The following is a 19,598-nucleotide window of genomic DNA, read 5'->3' as shown; positions in this document are numbered from 1 at the left end:
TCCCGTGTCCTGAAGGCTAAACCTTTCAGTCTGGCTCATCGAAGCCGTGTGGCGACACGAGGGGAGTCCATTCGATCATTCGAGCGGACGCGTGATGGATAAAGTGCCAAGCTCACACGTCGGCGCGCGCGCCGCTCAACTCAACCGTTAGGCATGTGGTGAAACTCTCTCGGCAGGAACAAATATGGAACCGTGCTTGCCTTGAGTCTGGCGGGCCGTCGCCAGCCGCCGGAGACAAAGCTCTTGCGTCACTTCTGCTCGCGCACGGCCTCGCAATGAATGGTGGCGTGGTTCACGCCCTGGAGTGCTTGAGCCAGCCTGAGGTCGCTTCGGCAGTGGCTGGCTTCAACTACTTTGGCTTGCCTGAGGCAGCCCGTGTCTTTCAGCAGCCGCCAGACGAGACTGACGAGACTGAGGAGCGCCTAAACCAGCTGTACTGGGCTGCTGTGCCAAGCGACGAGACTTTGGCTCATGCTTTCCGTGTCAAGCTACTTGCATCACCAGAGGCATTTGCTCCCACAGATTCCGGGGCGCATGCCTAACAATTCATGTATGGACTCCCCTTGCAAGTGACCGAGTGAGTTCGCTTTGGCAAGCGGTGCGGTTGCAGTCGTGTATTCGGCCTTGCGGTGAGCAGAAGGTGCTCGGGCCATGATGGAATCCGCCGGGACGAAGCCACACGTTCAATCGGCCGCTGCGGGCCAGAAGTGTTATCGGCTTGCTCGTCCCGGGGACCGACTCGTATGCCATCGTCGTTTCGCTCGGTGCAACGCGGGGTGGGAACTCAGTTCGCAGGCGTGGCGCGCACACTGACGTGCTCGGGACTGAAGTGTTCGCGATGATCTGCACGAGGCGTCGGCATGACGGCGTTTCAGTCGAAACCGTCGGCGAAGATCACGTCGGCGACGACGACCGCGCCGTCGGTCCACAGGCCGAAGCCGTCCATCGCGGGGTTCACGACCGAGGGCACGCCACTCGCGAGGTCGAACGCGTAGAGCTGCATCGCCGCCGGCGTATCGGCAGCTTTTCCGAGCACGAACATCGCGCGCTCGCCGACGGCACCGTCGATCGTTCCCGGACCACCGCCGACGAAGCAGCACGTCGACGGCGCGCTGCCGAGCGCGGACAGCGTGACCGGCGAGCCCGGCGTCGACCACGTCACGCGTGCGAGGTAGGTGAAGTCGAGCACGCTGCGCAACACCGCGTAGACGTCGCCGTTCGCGGCGTCGACCGCGAGCGAAACGACGCGATCGCCGGCGATCGGATAGGCCGCCGGCAGCGCGGTGCCGCCGGCGAAATCGAAGCGCAGCAACTGGTCCTCGCCGTCGACGTCACGGCGGCCGACCATGAGCAGCTCCTGGCTTGCCGCGCGCCATGCGGCGATGCCCGAGGCGAAGCGGCAGCAACCGGCGTCGATCGGCGCGGTCAGCGCGGGGTCGAGCGAGGTGCCGCCATGCGTGGCGACGACGAACACCTGGCCGGGCAGCACGCCGGTGGGATCGGCGAACACGCCGACGAGTCGCGAGCGAGGTGGGTCGAACGCGAGCGCGGCGAAGGCGAGCCCGTCGGGCGCGGCGAGCGTCCCGACCGGCGCGGGCGCGGCACCGTAGGCGACCGCGATCACCGTCGCCGGCGCATCGGGCGTCGCGCCGGATGGATCGGGCACGACGCCGACGTAGGCGAGATCGTTCGCATCGTCGGCCGCGAGTGCGCCGAGCGATACGAGCAGGCGATCCGGCGGATTGGCGAGCGTGCCACTGGTGACATCGCCGCTGGCGGCGTCGCGCACGATCGCGGTCGCGTCGTCCTGGCGCGAGAGGGTGAGCACGCGCGCGGTCGACGTCGACGCGACGAGTGCGGCCGACGCGCACAACGCGAGGCGTGCGAGCGAGGGAATCGACATGGCGACCTCCTCAGCGCGCGCCGCGGCGGACGAGATCCTCGAGTTCGCGCAGGCGCGCCTCCAGCTGGTCGATGCGCTCGTCGCGCTCGCGCACTTCCTCCTGCAGCGCCTTGACCGAGGCGAGCGCGACGCCGGCGACGTCGGTCGGCGCGACGAAGTGGTCGCTTGCGCCGAGGCCGAACGCGGCGTGGAAATCCTCCGCGACCGGGCCGAGATGACGATCGCCGTCGCCCGCGCCGATGTAGTTCCACGTGCTGATCGGCAACGCGGCGAGTCTGGCGAGCACGCCGGCGCCGTCGACCGGCTCGAAATGTTCCTTCGCGCTGCGACTCGACAGCTGCGCGATCGTACCGTGCACGAGCATGTCGCCGGCGACGTCGAGCTTGGCCGCAGGCGAGGCGGTGCCGATGCCGACGTTGCCGCTCGCGGCGATGTCGATGCTCGAGGTCGGCGCGCCCGGGCGGATGCGGAACGGCAGGCGCGAGCCGCCGGTCACGTCGCGCACGAAGAAGTTGGCCTCGTTGGCGGCGACGTCCCAGGTCTGTGCGGCGAAGCCGTCGCCATTGCTCTGGTCGAGACGGATGCCGGGCGTGTTGGTCGTTAGCATGTGCACGTCGAGCACGGGCGCGTTCGTGCGCAGGCCGATGCGCCCGCTGTTGGAGATGTACAGTGAATCGTTCGGTGCCGGCAGCACGGTGAACGGAATCGTGGCGGTGGTGAGGTCCTCGATCGAGAAGCGGTTGAGGCCGCCCGACGCCGAATCGTTGGCGGTGAGCTGCCATTTATGATTCGGAAACGTACCGGTCGAGGTGTCGTAGAACACGATGCGCGTGTTGTTTTCCTTGAGGCGCAGCGTGTCGACACCGAACGCTTCATTGTTGACGCAGTCGATGCCGAGGCATTGCGAACCCTGCACGATCAGGTCGTCGGGGATCACCTGGTCGTTCGGCTGTGGCGACGTGCCCGAGTCGTTGCGCGCGGCCTGCGGCGCCGGCACCGCCGGCGCGGACCCGGCCGCCGGCTGCGGCTGGTGGCCGGCCGGGCGGCCGTCGGTGGTATCGGCGGCGACGGCGAGCGTCGAAACGAATGCGCTCGCGGCGAGCGCGGCGATGGAAAGTGTGCGATGCATGGTGCCCCCCCTGTGGTCCGATGGATGCGCGCGACGCCTCGGGCGGCGATGCGGAATGGCGCCGCCATCCTAGCGGATGTGACGCTCGTCACGAAATCCTCGTCGTCGCGCGAAAGGCGTACACGCGGCGTATCCGCGCAGGATTGCCGGCGGCTGCGCGATGCGGCTGAATGAACGAGGTCCCGGGGAGGAACGATCGATGCGTTCGATTCGATGGCAGGTGGGCTCGCTCGCGGTCGCGGTCGCAATGCCCGCAGGCGCGATCGAGCTCGCCGTGCGCGACGCCGTGATCGGCGCGCCGCTGCAAGCACGCGTCGAGCACGACGGCGCGAGCTACCTCGCCGACGGGCGCGTGCGCGCCTATGCGATCGCGCTGCCCGCGCGCGTGCACGTCGAAGCGGACGCGCATCGCGCACTCGACGTCACACTCGCCGACGACGGCATGGCGACGACGATCCTGCTCGATCCGCTGGAAGAACCACCGGCCTACGCGCGCCTCGCGCAACGCGCCGAAGCGATGCCGCACGCGCGCTGGCTGCAGGGCTACGCCCGTGATGCGGCCGACGGCCACGCACTCGCCGGGGTGCGCATCGAGGTCGAAGGACGACACACGGCGAGCGATGCGGACGGCTACTTCGAACTCGAGCTCGATCCGGTCGATGACGACGGCACGGCGGGCGGGCGTACCGTCGTGCACGCGCATGCCAACGGCCGCGCCGACATCGAGCGCGACGGGCTCGCGCGCATCGCCGGCGTGCAACGCCTGTTGCTCGCCTTCGGCGGCGACACGCCCGCGCGTGGCGTGGTGGAACTGGGCGCGCGCGACCGCCGCGACGGCAGCGTCGGCGCCCCCGACGCCGCGAAGGCGCCGGTCGTCCGCGCGCCCGTGCCGCCGATCGACGTCGCGCTTGCACCCGCGCTCACGCCGCCGGCGACGATCCGCGTCGGTTACGCGGATGCCGCCTGCACGCAGTCGTGCTGCACGGGCGCCTGCACGCACAGTTGCGTGCTGCCGCTCGAAACCTACGTGCGGCGCGGGCTCGACAGCGAGTGGATCGCGAGCTGGAACACGCAGAGCCTGCGCGCGGGCAGCGTCGCTTATCGCAGCTACGGCGCCTGGCGCGTCGCGCATCCGATCAATGCGAACTTCGACATCTGCTCCAGCGCGTGCTGCCAGGTCAACGATGCGGGCACCGCGGCGAATACGGACGCAGCGATTGCGCGCACGCCCGGCATCGTGCTCACGCGCAACGGCAGCGAGGCCGCGTCCGCCGAGTATTCGGCCGAGAACAACAGCTGGGACGATCCGGGCGACGGCCTCGCGTGCAGCAACAACGACCTCTCCTGCGGCAATGGCTTCGCGGGCTCGCCGGCGAACGGATGGCCCTGCCTCGCCGACGCGGTCGGCACCGGCCACGGGTGCTTCGGCCATGGCCGCGGCATGTCGCAATGGGGCACGCAGCGCTGGGCGATCGATGCGAGTGCGCGGCGGTGGCCGTGGATCGTCGACCACTATTACAACGACAACGCCAATGCGAACGGCGCCGGCACGGGCCAGCGCACCGCGGTCATGACCTCGCCGCTGTCGCTTTCCGCGGTGACGGTCGTGCCCTCGACGACGCCGGCGGGAGCGACCGTGCAGCTGTCGGCGACGGCGCACAACGCGGCGGGCGCGGCGCATGCCCACCTGCTGGTCGGCGCGAGCCTGCATCGCAGCGGCGGCGCCTACATCGACGATCCGGCGGGTGATGCGCCGTCGAGCCTGCCGCCGGGCGACACGGCGGTCGCACGCGCGTTCCACATTCCCGCCGCGACGCCGGCGGGCGCCTACGACGTCCTGCTGTCGCTCTATCTCGACGTCGACGAGAACGGCGCGATCGGCACCGGCGACATGCCGCTCGCCCTCGTCACGGCGACGGCGGCGATCACGATCGGCGGCAACGATCGCATCTTCGCCGACGGTTTCGAGGCGTCGCCGTAGCGGTGCGGATGATCTGCCGCGCGGCGGCGGGCGGCGTCATCGGCCGACACGACTTCCGGCACATCGCGGTGCGTGGCCGACGGCCTACGCTGGGGGTTTGCAATCACGCCGACCGGGGACGTCCATGAAGAAGCCATCGCTGGCTGCGCTGTTCACCGCCTGCCTGCTGTTCGCGAGCCCGCTCGCGCTCGCCGCCGACGACGGCGGCAAGGACGCCGCGAAGGAGGCGAAAGGCGACGACTACGCCCAGCTGCCGCCGTTCCCGGCCGATCGCACGGTGCGGCAACAGACGACGATCGACGGCCGTTCGCTCGCCTACGACGCGACGGTCGGCTCGCTGCCCGTGCTCGACGAGAAAGGCAGGACGATCGCCGAAGTCATGTTCGTCGCCTATACCGTGCCGGGCAAGGACCGGCCGGTCACGTTCGCGCTGAACGGCGGGCCGGGCGCGTCCTCGGTCTATCTCAACCTCGGCGCGCTCGGGCCCAAGCGCGTGCAGTTCGGCGCGGAAGGCAACAGCCCGTCCGATCCGGCCACGCCGCACGACAACCAGGGCAGCTGGCTCGACTTCACCGACCTCGTCTTCATCGATCCCGTCGGCACCGGCTTCAGCCGCGCGCGCGTGCCCGAGGACGAGGCGAAGAAGAAGTTCTACTCCACCGGCCCGGACATCGAATACCTCTCGCGCATCATCTACGACTGGCTGGTCAAGAACGATCGCCTGATGTCGCGCAAGTACCTCGTCGGCGAGAGCTACGGCGGCTTCCGCGGCCCGCGCATCACGCACTTCCTGCAGACGCGCCTCGGCGTCGCGATGAACGGCCTCGTGCTCGTGTCGCCGTACCTCGATCCAAGCGCGGACGACAACGGCGACCTGTCGCCGCTGCCGTGGATGCTCACCCTGCCCAGCATCGCGGCGGCCAACCTCGAGCGGCACGGCCGGCTCACCGACCAGGCGATGGCCGACGTCGTCGCCTACACGCGCGGCGACTACGTCACCGATCTGCTCAAGGGCCGCAGCGATCCGCAGTCGGTCGAGCGCATCGTCAAGCGCGTGACCGAACTCTCCGGCCTCGACGCCGAGTTCGTGCGCCGCTCCGGCGGCCGCCTCGAGACACAGGCCTACCTGCGCGAGGTATTCCGCGACGAAGGCAAGCTCGGCAGCCGCTACGACTCCAACGTGACGGCGTGGGACCCGTTCCCGTTCGCGCCCGCGCAGCGCACCAACGACCCGATCCTCGACGGCATCATCGCGCCGACCACCACCGCGATGGTCGACTTCATCACGCGCACGGTCGGCTGGAAGTACACCGGCCGCTACAACGCGCTGAGCTACGAAGTGAACAAGGCGTGGGAGCGCGGCGAGGAGATGGACAAGGGCTCGGTGCAGCAGCTGCGCCAGTCGGTGGCGATCGACTCGAAGCTGCAGGTGCTCATCGCGCACGGCTGGGGCGACCTGTCCTGCCCGTTCATGGCCTCCGTGCTCATCGTCGACCAGATGCCGGTGATGGGCGACCCGAACCGCGTACGCGTCGCCGAATACCCCGGCGGCCACATGTTCTACAGCCGCGGCGACAGCCAGGCCGCGCTGCGACGCGACGTGATGAAACTCTACGCCGCCCACTGACCGCGCGCGCGGCGTCGCGCGACGCTGATCGGCGCCGCTATGCGCGCAGGGTCATCCCGCGCGGTGTGCCGGATGCGAACGTCGCACCACTGGCACGAGCTGCGCGAGCAGGCCGCAGGCGGCGAGCATCCAGACGATGAGCGCGCCGCTCGGCAGGTCGAATACGGCCGACGACACGAGGCCGCTCGCGTAACCGAGCGCGCCTACGATGTAGGCCGCGGCGAGGCGGCCCCTGCCCTGCATGCCCGCGGTCGCGAGCGCGGGAATGATCAGGCTCGCGAACACGAGGTAGACGCCGACGAGCTGCACCGAGGTCGTGATCGCGAGCGCGAACAGGCCGTAGAACAGCAGGCCGTGCAGTTCACCGCGGCGCCAGCCCATGAACGCGAGCAGCGCGATCGACAGCAGCAGCGCCGGCACGAGCTGTCCGTAACTGACCCAGAGGATCTGGCCGACGAGCAGGTCCTTGAGATGTTCGCCACCCTGCGGATTGTTCGCGAGCAGCAACAGGCCGCCGGTCGCGGCGAGCGCGAACAGCGTGCCGATCAGCGGCTCCTGATATTCAGGCCAGCGCCGGTCGGTCCACGCCAGCAGGCCTGCACCCGCGAGCGCCGCGAGCGCCGCGGCGACCTGCACGCCCCAGCTCGCTTCGTCGACGCCGAGGAACTGCGCAAGGATCACGCCGAGACCGGCGATCTGCGCGATCGCGAGGTCGATGAAGATGATGCCGCGCGACAGCACCTGCTTGCCGAGCGGCACGTGCGTCGACAGCACGATCAGGCCCGCCGCGCACGCGGGCCCGAGGATGGCGGGGTCGAGGCCGGCCGTGTTGAAGGTCACTTGATCGCTCCGAGCAGCTTGTCGATGGTCGAGTCGTAGAACGAGAAGAGGTCCTTCGACTGCGCGTCGCCGCCGACCGTGAACGGCAAGGTCAGCGCGGGCACGCCGGTGCGCTCGGCCAACCAGTCGGCCGGCTTGGGGTCCTGGTACGCGGCGCGGATGATCGCGAGCGCATGCTGGCTTCTGGTCGTGTCGACGAGCGTGGCGAGATGGGCGCTGGTCGGCGGCACGCCGGGCTTGGGCTCGAGCGAACCGATCTCGTGCATGCCGAGCCAGGTCGTGAGATAGATCCAGCTGTTGTGGTGGACGACGACGTTGCGGTCCTTGAGCGGCGCCGCCTTCGCCTCCCAGCGCGGGATCGCCGCGTTCCAGCGCGCGCTGAAGTCGGCGAGACGCTGCGCGTAGGTCGCGGCATTCGCATCGTCCAGTTTGGCGAGGCGCGCCGACAGCGCCTTCGCGACGGCGAGCACGCGCCGCGGATCCATCTGGAAATGCGGATTGCCGCCCGGATGCACGTCACCGTTGGCGCGATCGAGCTGCGCGGGCTTCTCGAGCGTCGTGATCTGGTCGGCCGCCATGAACGAACCGTCGCCGGAGGCGATCTTCGGATTGCCGGATTGGCGCACGAGCTGCGGCAGCCAGCCGACCTCGAGATCGGCGCCGGTGCAGACGACGAGGTCGGCGCGCCGCACCTTGGCGATCAGGCTCGGCTTTGCCTCGATCACGTGCACGTCCTGCAACGCGGACGTCGCGACGTCGACATCGAGCTTGTCGCCGCCGAGTTCGTCGAGCAGAGCGCCCCATTCCGGTTCGCAGGTGAAAACCTTGAGGTTCGCGCGCGCGGGCGCGGCGAACGCGACGGCGCAGAGCGCCAGCATGCAGAGCGAAGTCAGTCTGTTCATCGTTGGGTCCGTCAGGGCAAGAGCATCGCGGCTGAAGCCGCTCCCACGTTCATCGATTCGATTCAGAACTTGTGCGCGCCGTGCGCGCCGAGGCTGACCTGGTACTGCAGCGTCAACGCGTTGTCGGTGGTGTTCGCATCCGGCTCGTCGCGGCTGAACTGCAGGCGCAGCAGGCTGAATTCGCTGTTGTGCCAGCTGAGTTCGAGCGTGTTGCGGTACGGATCGAAATCGCTCGCGAACGGGCCGTGGCGGTCCGCCCACAGCTTGTCGACGCGATAGCCGAGGTCCCAGGTGCGGTTGAAGCGGTACACGCCTTCGAGGTAAGCGCCACGCCGCGCACCGCGCCACGCGAGCGGCGTGCCATCGTCCACGGGCGGGTTCCAGGTACCGTCGCGGTGGTCGGAGAAGTACTCGCCACGCACGGTCACGCCGCCGTCCTTGAAGTTGCCCTGCGGTGCCCACTTCCAGGTCGCGTCCGCGATGTAGAGCGTGCTGTCGCCGCTGAAGCCGTCGTCGGCGCCCTTGGCGCTCGACTTCAGCATCGACACGCCGGCGAGCCACGAATTCTCCGTGCCGACGTCGCCGCCCGCGTGCGCGAACAACGTCTTCACGCCCGCACCGGAATGCTCGGCGCCGCCACTGGGGAAGTTCGCGCCGCGGAAGATCTCGCTGCCGAATTCGAGATAAAAGTCGGTCGGTGCCAGCCAGCGCAGCTGGGCGCCGTCGTCGCCGTACTGGCTGCCGAGGAAGGCCTGGTACGGCAGCGGCCGGTCGAAGAAATTGTCGGTGTGCGTGTGGTGGCTGTTGAGGTAGCCGATGTCCGAGAAGAAGCGGCCGAGGCGCAGGTTGAAACCTTGCGGCAGCGCCGTCGTGTCGACGAACGCTTCCTCGACGCCGACATGGTCCTCGCCGTTCTCGCTCTCTGCGCTGAGCGTGAGCTGGCCGTAGAACTTCTCGTCGATGTTCGCGGCCAGCGACAGTTCGCTTTCACCGAGCGAGAAGCCGCGCGGCGACGGCCCGCCCTCGCCGACGACGGGGAAGCCCGCACGCACGTAGTCGTCGGGGTTTTTCGAATGACTCGAATAGCTGCCGTTGAGGATGACGCTGATCGCGGGATTGAACGCGTTCGCGCTGCTGCCGGACACGGCTGCGGGCGACGCGGCCGGCACCGGCTCGGCGGCGACCGCTGCCGCCGTCGAGGCTTTCAACGCGGCGAGTTCGTCCTGCGCCGCCTTGGCGGCGGCGTTCGCCGCATCCGCCTGCTCGCGCAGCCTGCGGTCGTTCGCCTCGAGCGCCGCCACCCGCGCCTCGAGCGCCTGCAACTGCTGTTGCAAGGTCGCGGAGGGCGTGGGCGCCGCCGCCGGCAAGGCCGGGGAAACCACGGCCGCGCACGCGGCCAGGACGAATGCACGCATGGGACTGACTCACTCGGATGGACACGGGTCCGGCGCTGAACCGCCGTCGAGATATTGTTATGTTATAACAATCGAAGCCGCGTGTGCCATTGGTCAGGGGGCTCGCTCGACGGCTTACTTGTAATGGACTTGCGCTTTCAACGAGCTGACGCGGCGCCGCGGACGCGTCATGGAAGGCCGCCTTCGACCTGGACGGCGAGCCGTCCATACGGCTTTTTTCCTTGGAAATTCCAAGCGATCCGCGATGAATTTCGCGAATTACTCGCATATCATGCGCTAGGTTGTCGTCGACCGGCCGCTTGGCCCGGCATGGGGAAGGGGCATGTTTCGCATCCTGATCGCGAACAGCAAGGGCGGCTGTGGCAAGACCACGCTCACGACGAACCTCGCCGGCTGCTACGCGCGCAGCGGCAAGCGCACCACGCTCGTCGACTGCGATCCGCAAGGCTCCTCGCTCGCCTGGTGCGGCCTGCGCGCGGCGCACCTGCCGCCGATCCATGCGCTCGCGAGCAACGATCCAACCTACGGCCTGAGTGCCGGCTGGCTGCTGCGCATCCCGGCGACGACCGAGGTGCTGCTGATCGATACGCCGGCCGGGCTGCGCGCGCACGAATTCGAGCGTTTCGCACGCCATGCGGACGTCGTGCTCGTGCCGGTCGTGCCGTCGTCGATCGACCTGCGCGCGACGCTCGCATTCCTCGACACCGTGCGCAGGCTCGCCGACGTGCGCAGCGGCCGGCTGCGCGTTGCCCTCGTCGCGAACCGGCTGCGCGAGCGCACCCATTCCGCGCGGCAGCTCGACGCGACGCTCGAGCGCCTGACCCAGGCCGCGATGATCCGCGTGCGCGATTCGCAAACCTATGTCGGCCTCGCCGAGACAGGACTCAGCGTGTTCGACGACAACGGCAGCCAGGCACGCGCGCACCGCGAGGACTGGGCGCCTTTGCTGCAATGGCTCGAGCGCCGCGCCGGGGACGTGCAACCGCGCGGCAACGTCACGCCACTGCCGACGCGCACGCTGGTCAGCTGAGCGCGCGACAGCTGCATGCGGCGCACCGCGGCGCGTGCGCCTACTTGCGCATCGCGCCTACGGCGAGCAAGCCCAGGCCGACCACGACCCCGACGCCGCCGAGCCATTGCGGCACCGACTTCTCCTCCTTCACCGAAGCGGACAACTCGCCGATCTTCACGACCTCCTTGTCGTGCGTGAAGTCGAGCTTGCCGGTGAATGCGGCGGCGCCGAGGGCGATGAGGATGACGCCTGCGAGAACGAGACCGATGCGCATGGAAAGCCTCTGCCTTTGAACGTGCACCTGGCGGCACGCGGGCAGTTCACACGCCGTTGCCTAACGCGTGGCTGAAGCCTGCACTGGCGCGTTCAGGTTCGGTGCGAAGCGCGCCGCCTAGCTTGGCGCCGCCATTCACACCGTGAGGTTTCCATGAAGAAGCAGATTGCCGTTGCCGTCCTCACCGTCGCCTGCGCCTGCGGTTCCGGGTTCGTTCCCGCGCTCGCGACGACCGCACATGCCGAAGACGCATCCATGAATTCGGACCAGCCGATCACCGATACCTGGATCACCACCAAGGTGAAGGCGGAACTCGCGACCACGGACGGCGTGAAGAGCACCGACATCTCGGTGAAGACGGTCGACGGCAAGGTCATCCTCATCGGCGTGCTGCCGACGCAGGCCGCGCTCGACAAGGCGGTCGCGGCCACCCGCCAGGTCAAGGGCGTCAAGGCGATCGATGATTCGGGCCTCAAGGTGAAGTGAGCCTCGAGTTCAAGCCCATCCGCATGGACGGCCATGGGCCGTCCGTCACGCCAAGGAGGTGTCGAATGTTCAAGTACGTGCTCGCATGGTTGCTCGGTGTTCCCGCCGGCTTGCTCCTGCTGATCTACGTCTTCACGCACCTGTTCTGAGGTTCGCCGCGCGCCGGGCAACCCGGGACGCGCGGCCCATGGAGGAAGCGACAAGCCCCGGGATCGGGCGTCTGCGGAGGGACCCGCGGCAGGACGGCACGCGCGCTGGCGCGTGCCGTCCTGCGCTGTTACGGTCGGCAAAGGCCCCTGGAGAATCGCCGGCATGCCTGCACGCGCCGTCATCATCATCGCCGCCCTGTTCGCTGCCGGCGTCGCCGCCGCGGCGGCTCCGCCCACGCCCGTGCGCAAGGGTTCCGCCGCATTCGGCAGCTGGCGCGATGATGCGCCCGGCGTACGCCGCCACCTGCGCCCGGACGACCTGCCCGACGCCGCCGCGCAGCAGTCGACGATCGGCGCGAGTCCGGCACGAAGCGCGGCACGTGGCGAGCGCGTGCCGGCCGTGCCGGCGGGTTTCGCGGTCGAACTCGTCGCCGAAGGACTCGACGAACCGCGCACCCTGCGTGTCGCTCCGAATGGCGACGTGTTCCTCGCCGAGACCGGTGGCGGACGCGTGCTCGTGTTCCGCCCGGGCGCGGATGGCAAGCTGCCCGCGCAACCCGTCGTGTTCGCGACGGGCCTGCGCGAAGCCTACGGCATCGCCTTCTTTCCCCCGGGCCCCGAGCCGACCGCGGTTTACGTGTCGCAACCCGATCGCATCCTGCGCTACGCCTACCGCAACGGCGACACGGTCGCGAGCGCGGCACCGGACGTGGTGCTGAAGGGAATCCCCGCGGGCGGCCATTCGACGCGCGACCTCGCCGCACCCGACGCGCGGCGCCTGCTCGTCGCGGTCGGTTCCGCTTCCAATGTCGCCAAGGGCATGCCCACGCGCAGCGCCGGGGAGATCGCCGCGTTCGAACGTACGCGCCTGCGCGGCGCGGCGTGGGGCGACGAGGACCGCCGCGCCGCGGTGTGGACGATCGCGCCGGATGGCGGCGATGCCCGCCTGTACGCGACCGGCCTGCGCAACTGCGCCGGCATGGCGGTGCAGCCGGCGACGAAAGCGCCGTGGTGCGTCGTCAACGAACGCGACGGGCTCGGCAACGACCTGCCGTTCGAGTATGCGACGCGCGTGCGCGAAGGCGGCTTCTACGGCTGGCCCTGGTACTACATCGGCGCGCACGCCGATCCGCGCTGGGCGGGCGAACGCGCCGACCTCGCGGACCGCGTGGTCGTCCCCGACGTGTTGATGCAGGCGCATTCCGCGCCGCTCGGCATCGCGTTCTACGACGGCACGATGTTCCCGTCCACCTATCGCGGCGACGCGTTCGTGACCCTGCACGGCTCGTGGAACCGCGTGCCGCGTACCGGCTACAAGGTCGTGCGCCTGCGCTTCGCGGACGGCGTGCCGACCGGCGAATACGAGGACTTCATGACCGGATTCGTCATCGACGACACGCACGTGTGGGGACGCCCGACCGGCATCGCGGTCGCCCGCGACGGATCGCTCCTGGTCTCGGAGGACCAGGGCGGTACGCTCTGGCGCGTGGCGTATCGGCTTTCGCCCTAGCCCGTCGACGACGGCGACGCGCGCCGACTACCAGGGCACGGCACCGGTCTCCGGCGAACAATGGCCTACGACGCCGTCGACATCCGGATCGACGCGCTCGGGTCGATGGCGCGACCTGCGAAGGCCGCCAGATGAAGGAAGTGCGCAACACGCTCGAAGGTCGCCGCCTGATCCAATGGAGTGACCAGAACCCGCAGCCGCCGAAGAACAAGCGCAACGACTATTCGGTCGCCGACATCGAATGCGAATCCGGCTTCGTCTTTTCCATCTTCCGCTCGTACGAGGACATCGCGCGCCTAAGGCGTCGGCGCGAAGCCGAAGGCCGTCCCGACCAGGCGCGTTCGCAGAACGCATTCGCGCAGCGGCTCGCGAAGGACCTCGAAACCCGGGTCGTCCACAAGGAGGAGGGCGACCCCGCGCGGACGCGCGGGATTCGACGCGGGGCGCGCCGTGCTACTTGAAGATTTCCTTGTTCTTCGCGTAACCGATCGCCTGCTGGCGCGTGACGATGCCGCGCTTGACCAGGTCCTGCAGGCACTGGTCCAGCGTCTGCATGCCGTACTGGCTGCCGGTCTGGATCGCCGAGTACATCTGCGCGACCTTGTCCTCGCGGATGAGGTTGCGGATCGCCGGGATGCCGACCATGATCTCGTGCGCCGCGATGCGACCGCCGCCGACCTTCTTGAGCAGGCTCTGCGAGATCACTGCGCGCAGCGATTCGGACAGCATCGAGCGCACCATCGGCTTCTCGCCGGCCGGGAACACGTCGATGACGCGGTCGATCGTCTTCGCCGCCGAACTCGTGTGCAGGGTCGCGAACACGAGGTGGCCGGTTTCCGCGGCGGTCAGCGCGAGGCGGATCGTCTCGAGGTCGCGCAACTCGCCGACGAGGATGTAGTCGGGGTCTTCGCGCAGCGCCGAACGCAGCGCCTCGTTGAAGCCGTGCGTGTCGCGGTGCACCTCGCGCTGGTTGATGAGGCACTTCTGCGAGGTGTGCACGAACTCGATCGGGTCCTCGACCGAGAGGATGTGCGCGTACTCGTTCTTGTTGACGTGGTCGATCATCGCCGCGAGCGTGGTCGACTTGCCCGAACCGGTCGGGCCGGTGACGAGGATCAGGCCCTGCGGCTGCGCGATGAGTTCCTTGAAGATGCGCGGGCAACCGAGGTCCTCGAGCGTGAGCACCTCGGACGGAATGGTACGGAACACCGCGCCGGCGCCGCGGTTCTGGTTGAACGCGTTGACGCGGAAGCGCGCCAGGCTCGGGATCTCGAACGAGAAGTCGACCTCGAGGAATTCCTCGTAGTCGCGTCGCTGCTTGTCCGACATGATGTCGTAGATCAGCGAATGGATCTGCTTGTGCTCGAGCGCCGGGATGTTGATGCGGCGCACGTCGCCGTCGACGCGGATCATCGGCGGCAGGCCGGCCGAGAGGTGGAGGTCGGAGGCCTTGTTCTTGACCGAAAACGCCAGCAGCTCGGCAATGTCCATCGCGTGTCCCCTGAAACGGCAGTCGGCGCCTCCCGGGCGCCCGGTTGCGGCAGTATAGCCAGATGAAAACCAGACCGTGCGCGACCTTGCGATGAATTTCTGCGAAACCGCCTATGCTTCCGTCACGGCCCGCGTTGCCGTGGCGCGACAAGCGGCCGGCGCGCCGCCGCCGACCCTCGTCGCGGTGTCCAAGACCCAGCCGGCCGCGGCCGTGCGCGCGCTCGCCGCCTGCGGCCAGCGCGCCTTCGGCGAGAACTACGTGCAGGAAGCGATCGCCAAGCAGGCGGAGCTCGCCGACCTCGCGCTGGAATGGCACCTGATCGGACCGCTGCAGTCGAACAAGTGCCGCGAGGCCGCGCAGCATTTCGACTGGCTGCAGAGCCTGGACCGGCCCAAGCTCGTCGCGCCGCTCGCGCGACATCGGCCGCCGGCGCGCGCGCCTTTGAACGTGCTCGTGCAGGTCAACGTCGACGACGAGGCGAGCAAGTCCGGCTGCGTGCCCGGCGACATCGCCGCGCTCGCCGCGATGGTCGCTGCCGAACCGCGCCTGCGCCTGCGCGGCCTCATGGCGATACCGGCACCGGCGCCCGATCCCGGGCAGCGCCGCGCCGCATTCGGGCGCATGCGCGCCCTGTTCGACGCGTTGCGTGCGGACCATCCGCAGGTCGACACGTTGTCGATGGGCATGAGCGACGACTTCGAACTGGCGATCGCCGAAGGCGCGACGATGGTGCGCGTCGGCACCGCGCTGTTCGGCCGGCGCGAGCGCGGCCCCGGTTGAAGCGGCGCGCGGCAACGGCAGGCGGCGATCGTCTTGCTATGCTCGCGCCACACGCACACGACGCAGCTGAAAACCCGACGATGCCTTCACTTCCCGATTCCCGCCCCCCGATTCCGACCCGCATCGCCTTCATCGGCGGCGGCAACATGGCGCGCAGCCTGATCGGCGCCCTCGTGCGCGGCGGCACGCCGGCCACGGCGATCGCCGTGGCCGAGCCGAACGCGGAACTGCGCGGCGCACTCGCGCGCGACTTCGGCGTCGCCGTGCACGACCACGCGCGCGCCGCGGCCGAAGCCGCCGATGCGCTCGTGCTCGCGGTCAAGCCCCAGGTGCTCAAGGACGTCTGCGCCGAGATCGCGGCGACCGTCGCGGCGGCACGGCCGCTCGTCATTTCGATCGCCGCCGGCATCCGCATCGACCAGCTCGCCGCGTGGCTCGGCGCGGGCGTGCCGATCGTGCGCTCGATGCCGAACACGCCCGCGCTGATCGGCGCCGGCGCGACCGGCATGATCGCCAATGACGACGCGAGCGCCGCGCAGCGCGCGCAGGCGCAGGCGATCCTCGGCGCGGCGGGCGCGACCGTGTGGATCGAGCGCGAAGAGCTCATGGACACCGTGACCGCGCTGTCCGGATCGGGGCCCGCCTACTTCTTCCTCCTCGTCGAAGCACTCGAGGACGCCGCGGTCGCGCAAGGGCTGCCGCGGGCGACCGCGCGCGCGCTCGCGACGCAGACCTGCTTCGGCGCGGGACGCATGCTGGTCGAGGACGGCGAGCCGCCGACGGTGCTGCGCGAACGGGTGACCTCGCCGGGCGGGACGACCGCGGCCGCACTCGAAGCGTTCGCGAACGGCAACCTCAGGGCACTGGTCGCGGACGCGGTCGCCGCGGCAACCACGCGCGGCAAGGAGCTTTCGGAGCGCTATTCATGACCCTGCACCGCAGCCAGGCCTAGGACGCATCCATGGGTTATTTCGCCAACGCCGGCCAGATCATCGTCAACTTCGTCTTCGTGACGCTCGTCGCGCTCGCTGTCTTCCGCGTGCTGCTGCAGCTCGTGCGCGCGAACTTCTACAACCCCGTCTGCCAGGCACTGTACAAGCTCACCAATCCGCTGCTGATGCCGCTGCACCGGCTCGTCCCGAACTGGCGCACCTTCGACGTCGCCGCGACGCTGGTCGCATGGCTGCTGACCGCTATCAAGCTCGCACTCCTCTACGCGATGTACGGCCAGGGCCTTGGTCTGGCAGGCCTCGCCGTGATGGCGGTGGCCGACCTCATCGAACTCGTGATCGTGCTTTGCATCGGCCTCATCTTCGTCCGCGCGCTCATGAGTTTCATCAGCGTCGAGCGCACCAATCCGGTCGTGCCGCTGCTGTTCCAGCTGACCGAGCCGCTGCTGCGACCGGTGCGCAAGCGCCTGCCGACCTTCGGCGGCTTCGACTTCTCGCCCGCGCTGGTCATCCTCGCCCTGATGCTCGCCCTCGCCCTGCTCGTCGCCCCGCTCCTCGACCTCGGCCAACGCCTCGCGCAGGGCGCGCTGTAAGCCGAAGCCAAAGCCGGAAAGGCTGGAACACGAAGGGCGCGGAGAGAAGCAACGCGTTTCAGCTTCGTCTCTTTCTCGACGGCCCTCGCGCCGCGCGCTCGGCGTACGCGTGTGACCAGCGGGCGATGACGGTGTGCAGGGCGGTGATGCCGTCGAGCAGGGCCGCGGGGCCGGGTTGCAGGATGATCGGTGACTTGATCTCGTGCAGTTCGCCGTCGCGCACCGCGGGAATCGCGGACCAGCCGGGGCGTGCGGCGACGCGGTCGGGGCGGAACTTCTTGCCGCACCAGGAGCCGAAGATGATGTCGGGCGCCTCGCGCACGACCTCGCCGGGGTCGGCGATGATGCGATCGCGCGCGAGCGGCATCGCGGAACGTTCCGGGAACACGTCGTCGCCGCCGGCGATGCGCACGAGCTCGGCGACCCAGCGGATGCCCGTGATCAACGGTTCGTCCCATTCCTCGAAATAGACGAGCGGGCGCTTCGGCAGTGCAACCGCCGCGCGCTCGATCGAGTCGAGGTGCATCATGACCTGGTGCACGTACTCCTCCGCGCGCCGGGGCACGCCGACCAGCGCCCCGAGCCGGCGGATGTAGTCGAGGATGCCGGCGACGCTGCGGTGGTTGCTGATCCAGACCTCGACGCCGGCGGCGATGAGTTCACGCGCGATCTCGGCCTGGATGTCGGAAAAGCCGATGACGAAGTCGGGCTCCAGCGCGAGGATCTCGCCGATCTTCGCGCTCGTGAACGCGGACACCTTGGGCTTTTCCTTGCGTGCGCGCGGCGGCCGCACGGTGAAGCCCGAGATGCCGACGATGCGCTGCTGCTCGCCGAGCGCGTAGAGCACTTCGGTCGGTTCCTCGGTGAGGCAGACGATGCGTCGGGGCCCGATGTCGTACGGCATGCATCGATTGTCGCATGCGATACCGCGCGACGCGCCCCGGGCGCCACTGGATGAAGTCCGCGACGCACGCGCTACCACCCGGATCGAGTCAACCCTCCCCCGGGCACCCTCGATGCCCATGTCGTCGTTCCCGCGAAAGCGGTAGTCCATTCTGATCCGGAACCAGAGCCCGCAGACGGCTTCGCGGTGATGCCCTCACGCGCCCTCGATCCCGCGCACGCGCCGGTGCTCGTCGAGCACGAGGCGGATGTCGGCGCGCGGCGGCAACGTGCGCAGCGCGTGACGGCTCAGGCGCTCGTAGTGCATGAGGAAGCGATGCAAGGCCGCATGGTCGAGCGCGCGCGGCGCGCCACGCGCGCGCAGTGCCCGCTCCTGCTCGTCGCGCCAGCGCTCGACCACCGCGAACGACGGCGCCTGCAGCAGCACGAGCCGGTCGAGTCGTCGCCACAGGAGTGAATACGCTCTGGCGAGCTCGGCGTTCACGGCACGCCGCCATCGGCCGTCGCGGTCCTCGTCGCGCTCGAGCGCATTGACCGCGCGGCGCAGCGAATGCGCATCCTGCGGCGGCACGCCGACGCACCAGCCTTCGAGCACGACCAGCGCCGGCGGCCGCGCCACGCGTCGCCAGCGCGATGGCACGACGCGCGTGTCGCGGCCCTTGTCGAAACGCGGCAGGCGCGCGGGCCGACGCGGGCCGGCGACGCCGAGCGCAGCGAGGGCATGCAGCAACAGTCCGACGTCGTGCGTCCCCGGCACGCCGCGCGTCGCGAACAGCGGGTGGCGCGTGCGCGCGAAATGTTGGCGGGCGCGCCGGCCGTAATAGAAATCGTCGAGCGAAAGCACGTCGCACGGGATGGCGCGCGCATTCGCGGCCGCGGCCAATGCGCGCGCGAACGTGCTCTTGCCGCTGCCTTGCAGGCCGGAGAGTCCGACCAGCAGCGGGCGACGCGCATGCCGGCCGCGCACCGGCAACGCGCCGAGCACGCGCTCGACGACCTCCGGCGGATAACCGTGCGTGCTAGCATCCGCGCGCATGAACGCACCTGCGAACCACGGGACCGATCCACTGTATCAGGAGGCGCTCGCCGCGTTCGGCGACCTGCTGCAGCAGGCACGGGCGGCCGGCGACCCCGAGCCGACGGCGATGACGCTCGCGACCGCGGTCGGCGATCGCGTCAGCGCGCGCATCGTGCTGCTCAAGGGCCACGACGAGCGCGGCTTCCGCTTCTACACCAACTACGAAAGCGCGAAGGGCGAACAGCTGCTGGCCCACCCGCGCGCGGCACTGTGCTTTCACTGGAAGACGCTGCGCAACGGCGTGCAGGTGCGCGTCGAGGGCCGCGTCGAGCGATTGCCCGCCGCCGATTCCGATGCGTATTTCGCCACGCGCCCGCGTGGCAGCCAGGTCGGTGCCTGGGCCTCGTCGCAATCGCGCACGCTGGCCGACCGCGCCGAATTCGAGGCGCGCATCGCCGAGGTCGAACGCCGCTTCGATGGCGTCGCGGTGCCGCGTCCGCCGCACTGGGGTGGCTACATCGTCGTGCCCGAGCGGATCGAACTCTGGTTCGGCGCCGACTTCCGCCTGCACGAGCGCCAGTGCTACGAACGGGGCACCGACGGCCGCTGGACGCGGCGCATGCTGTTTCCCTAG

The 19,598-nt window shown here is 69.3% G+C and carries 20 protein-coding genes; 11 read left to right on the top strand and 9 right to left on the bottom strand.

From position 1 onward, the window contains the following. Positions 1-871: 871 nt before the first annotated feature. Both EV148_RS16070 and EV148_RS16065 read right to left on the bottom strand, forming a co-directional pair. Positions 872-1,903, bottom strand: a complete 1,032-nt coding sequence (locus tag EV148_RS16070; protein ID WP_131999859.1) for a hypothetical protein — start codon at positions 1,901-1,903, stop codon at positions 872-874. Positions 1,904-1,913: 10 nt separating this feature from the next. Continuing rightward, complete coding sequence (locus tag EV148_RS16065) at positions 1,914-3,032, bottom strand: tail fiber domain-containing protein (RefSeq protein ID WP_131999858.1); 1,119 nt, start codon at positions 3,030-3,032, stop codon at positions 1,914-1,916. A gap of 199 nt (positions 3,033-3,231) precedes the next feature. On the opposite strand from EV148_RS16065, the gene EV148_RS16060 reads away from it, so the two are divergent. Together EV148_RS16060 and EV148_RS16055 are read left to right on the top strand one after the other, a co-directional pair. Beyond that, positions 3,232-5,013: a SpoIID/LytB domain-containing protein gene (locus EV148_RS16060; RefSeq protein WP_158287509.1), complete on the top strand. Its 1,782-nt coding sequence runs from the start codon at positions 3,232-3,234 to the stop codon at positions 5,011-5,013. 124 nt (positions 5,014-5,137) lie between these two features. Continuing rightward, positions 5,138-6,640 (top strand): S10 family peptidase, encoded by a 1,503-nt coding sequence (locus EV148_RS16055; RefSeq protein WP_131999856.1) that lies wholly within the window; start codon positions 5,138-5,140, stop codon positions 6,638-6,640. A gap of 51 nt (positions 6,641-6,691) precedes the next feature. On the opposite strand, the gene EV148_RS16050 is transcribed toward EV148_RS16055, so the two are convergent. The 3 genes from EV148_RS16050 to EV148_RS16040 form a co-directional block, all read right to left on the bottom strand. Then, positions 6,692-7,480: a metal ABC transporter permease gene (locus EV148_RS16050; RefSeq protein WP_131999855.1), complete on the bottom strand. Its 789-nt coding sequence runs from the start codon at positions 7,478-7,480 to the stop codon at positions 6,692-6,694. Continuing rightward, positions 7,477-8,382, bottom strand: a complete 906-nt coding sequence (locus EV148_RS16045; RefSeq protein WP_131999854.1) for a metal ABC transporter substrate-binding protein — start codon at positions 8,380-8,382, stop codon at positions 7,477-7,479. The genes EV148_RS16050 and EV148_RS16045 overlap by 4 nt, the downstream gene beginning before the upstream one ends. Before the next feature lie 62 nt (positions 8,383-8,444). Then, on the bottom strand, positions 8,445-9,797 hold the full coding sequence (locus EV148_RS16040) for a hypothetical protein (RefSeq protein ID WP_131999853.1): 1,353 nt from the start codon (positions 9,795-9,797) through the stop codon (positions 8,445-8,447). A gap of 322 nt (positions 9,798-10,119) precedes the next feature. On the opposite strand from EV148_RS16040, the gene EV148_RS16035 reads away from it, so the two are divergent. Then, complete coding sequence (locus EV148_RS16035; protein ID WP_131999852.1) at positions 10,120-10,827, top strand: ParA family protein; 708 nt, start codon at positions 10,120-10,122, stop codon at positions 10,825-10,827. A 40-nt stretch (positions 10,828-10,867) separates the two neighbouring features. Here EV148_RS16035 and EV148_RS16030 read toward each other — a convergent pair whose 3' ends face one another. Then, complete coding sequence (locus EV148_RS16030) at positions 10,868-11,083, bottom strand: hypothetical protein (RefSeq protein WP_131999851.1); 216 nt, start codon at positions 11,081-11,083, stop codon at positions 10,868-10,870. Positions 11,084-11,236: 153 nt separating this feature from the next. Between EV148_RS16030 and EV148_RS16025 the strand changes: the two genes are divergently transcribed. The 4 genes from EV148_RS16025 (at position 11,237) to EV148_RS16015 (ending at position 13,689) form a co-directional block, all read left to right on the top strand. After that, positions 11,237-11,569: a BON domain-containing protein gene (locus tag EV148_RS16025; RefSeq protein WP_131999850.1), complete on the top strand. Its 333-nt coding sequence runs from the start codon at positions 11,237-11,239 to the stop codon at positions 11,567-11,569. Further along, positions 11,566-11,718, top strand: a complete 153-nt coding sequence (locus tag EV148_RS18560) for a hypothetical protein (protein WP_158287508.1) — start codon at positions 11,566-11,568, stop codon at positions 11,716-11,718. Before EV148_RS16025 ends, EV148_RS18560 begins: the two co-directional genes overlap by 4 nt. 163 nt (positions 11,719-11,881) lie before the next feature. After that, on the top strand, positions 11,882-13,228 hold the full coding sequence (locus EV148_RS16020) for a PQQ-dependent sugar dehydrogenase (RefSeq protein WP_131999849.1): 1,347 nt from the start codon (positions 11,882-11,884) through the stop codon (positions 13,226-13,228). Between the two features lie 131 nt (positions 13,229-13,359). Further along, a complete protein-coding gene (locus EV148_RS16015) occupies positions 13,360-13,689 on the top strand; it encodes a hypothetical protein (protein WP_131999848.1) in 330 nt (109 codons plus the stop codon). Here EV148_RS16015 and EV148_RS16010 read toward each other — a convergent pair. Next, positions 13,682-14,719 carry a type IV pilus twitching motility protein PilT gene (locus EV148_RS16010; protein ID WP_131999847.1) on the bottom strand — a complete coding sequence of 346 codons (1,038 nt, stop codon included), beginning with the start codon at positions 14,717-14,719 and terminating at the stop codon, positions 13,682-13,684. The two genes, EV148_RS16015 and EV148_RS16010, sit on opposite strands and share 8 nt — an antisense overlap. 91 nt (positions 14,720-14,810) lie before the next feature. Here EV148_RS16010 and EV148_RS16005 point away from each other — a divergent pair, with 91 nt between their 5' ends. From EV148_RS16005 to EV148_RS15995, 3 genes are all read left to right on the top strand, one after another. Continuing rightward, positions 14,811-15,500, top strand: a complete 690-nt coding sequence (locus tag EV148_RS16005; protein WP_131999871.1) for a YggS family pyridoxal phosphate-dependent enzyme — start codon at positions 14,811-14,813, stop codon at positions 15,498-15,500. A gap of 80 nt (positions 15,501-15,580) precedes the next feature. Then, on the top strand, positions 15,581-16,429 hold the full coding sequence (gene proC, locus EV148_RS16000; protein WP_131999846.1) for a pyrroline-5-carboxylate reductase: 849 nt from the start codon (positions 15,581-15,583) through the stop codon (positions 16,427-16,429). 32 nt (positions 16,430-16,461) lie between these two features. Further along, positions 16,462-17,043 carry a YggT family protein gene (locus tag EV148_RS15995; RefSeq protein ID WP_131999845.1) on the top strand — a complete coding sequence of 194 codons (582 nt, stop codon included), beginning with the start codon at positions 16,462-16,464 and terminating at the stop codon, positions 17,041-17,043. Positions 17,044-17,101: 58 nt separating this feature from the next. Here the strand turns inward: EV148_RS15995 and EV148_RS15990 are convergent, their stop codons facing one another. Both EV148_RS15990 and EV148_RS15985 read right to left on the bottom strand, forming a co-directional pair. Further along, positions 17,102-17,947, bottom strand: coding sequence for an ABC transporter substrate-binding protein (locus EV148_RS15990; protein ID WP_131999844.1), 846 nt, complete (start codon positions 17,945-17,947; stop codon positions 17,102-17,104). 195 nt (positions 17,948-18,142) lie between these two features. Continuing rightward, positions 18,143-18,982 carry a kinase gene (locus EV148_RS15985; RefSeq protein WP_199222811.1) on the bottom strand — a complete coding sequence of 280 codons (840 nt, stop codon included), beginning with the start codon at positions 18,980-18,982 and terminating at the stop codon, positions 18,143-18,145. On the opposite strand from EV148_RS15985, the gene pdxH reads away from it, so the two are divergent. Continuing rightward, entirely contained in the window at positions 18,981-19,598 is a 618-nt protein-coding gene (pdxH, locus tag EV148_RS15980) for a pyridoxamine 5'-phosphate oxidase (protein ID WP_131999843.1), read from the top strand. The genes EV148_RS15985 and pdxH overlap by 2 nt on opposite strands.

This window comes from Dokdonella fugitiva (assembly GCF_004342425.1).
Classification (GTDB): domain Bacteria; phylum Pseudomonadota; class Gammaproteobacteria; order Xanthomonadales; family Rhodanobacteraceae; genus Dokdonella_A; species Dokdonella_A fugitiva.
The sequence above is the reverse complement of the archived record's forward strand: the minus strand, read 5'-3'. Positions and strand labels throughout refer to the sequence as shown.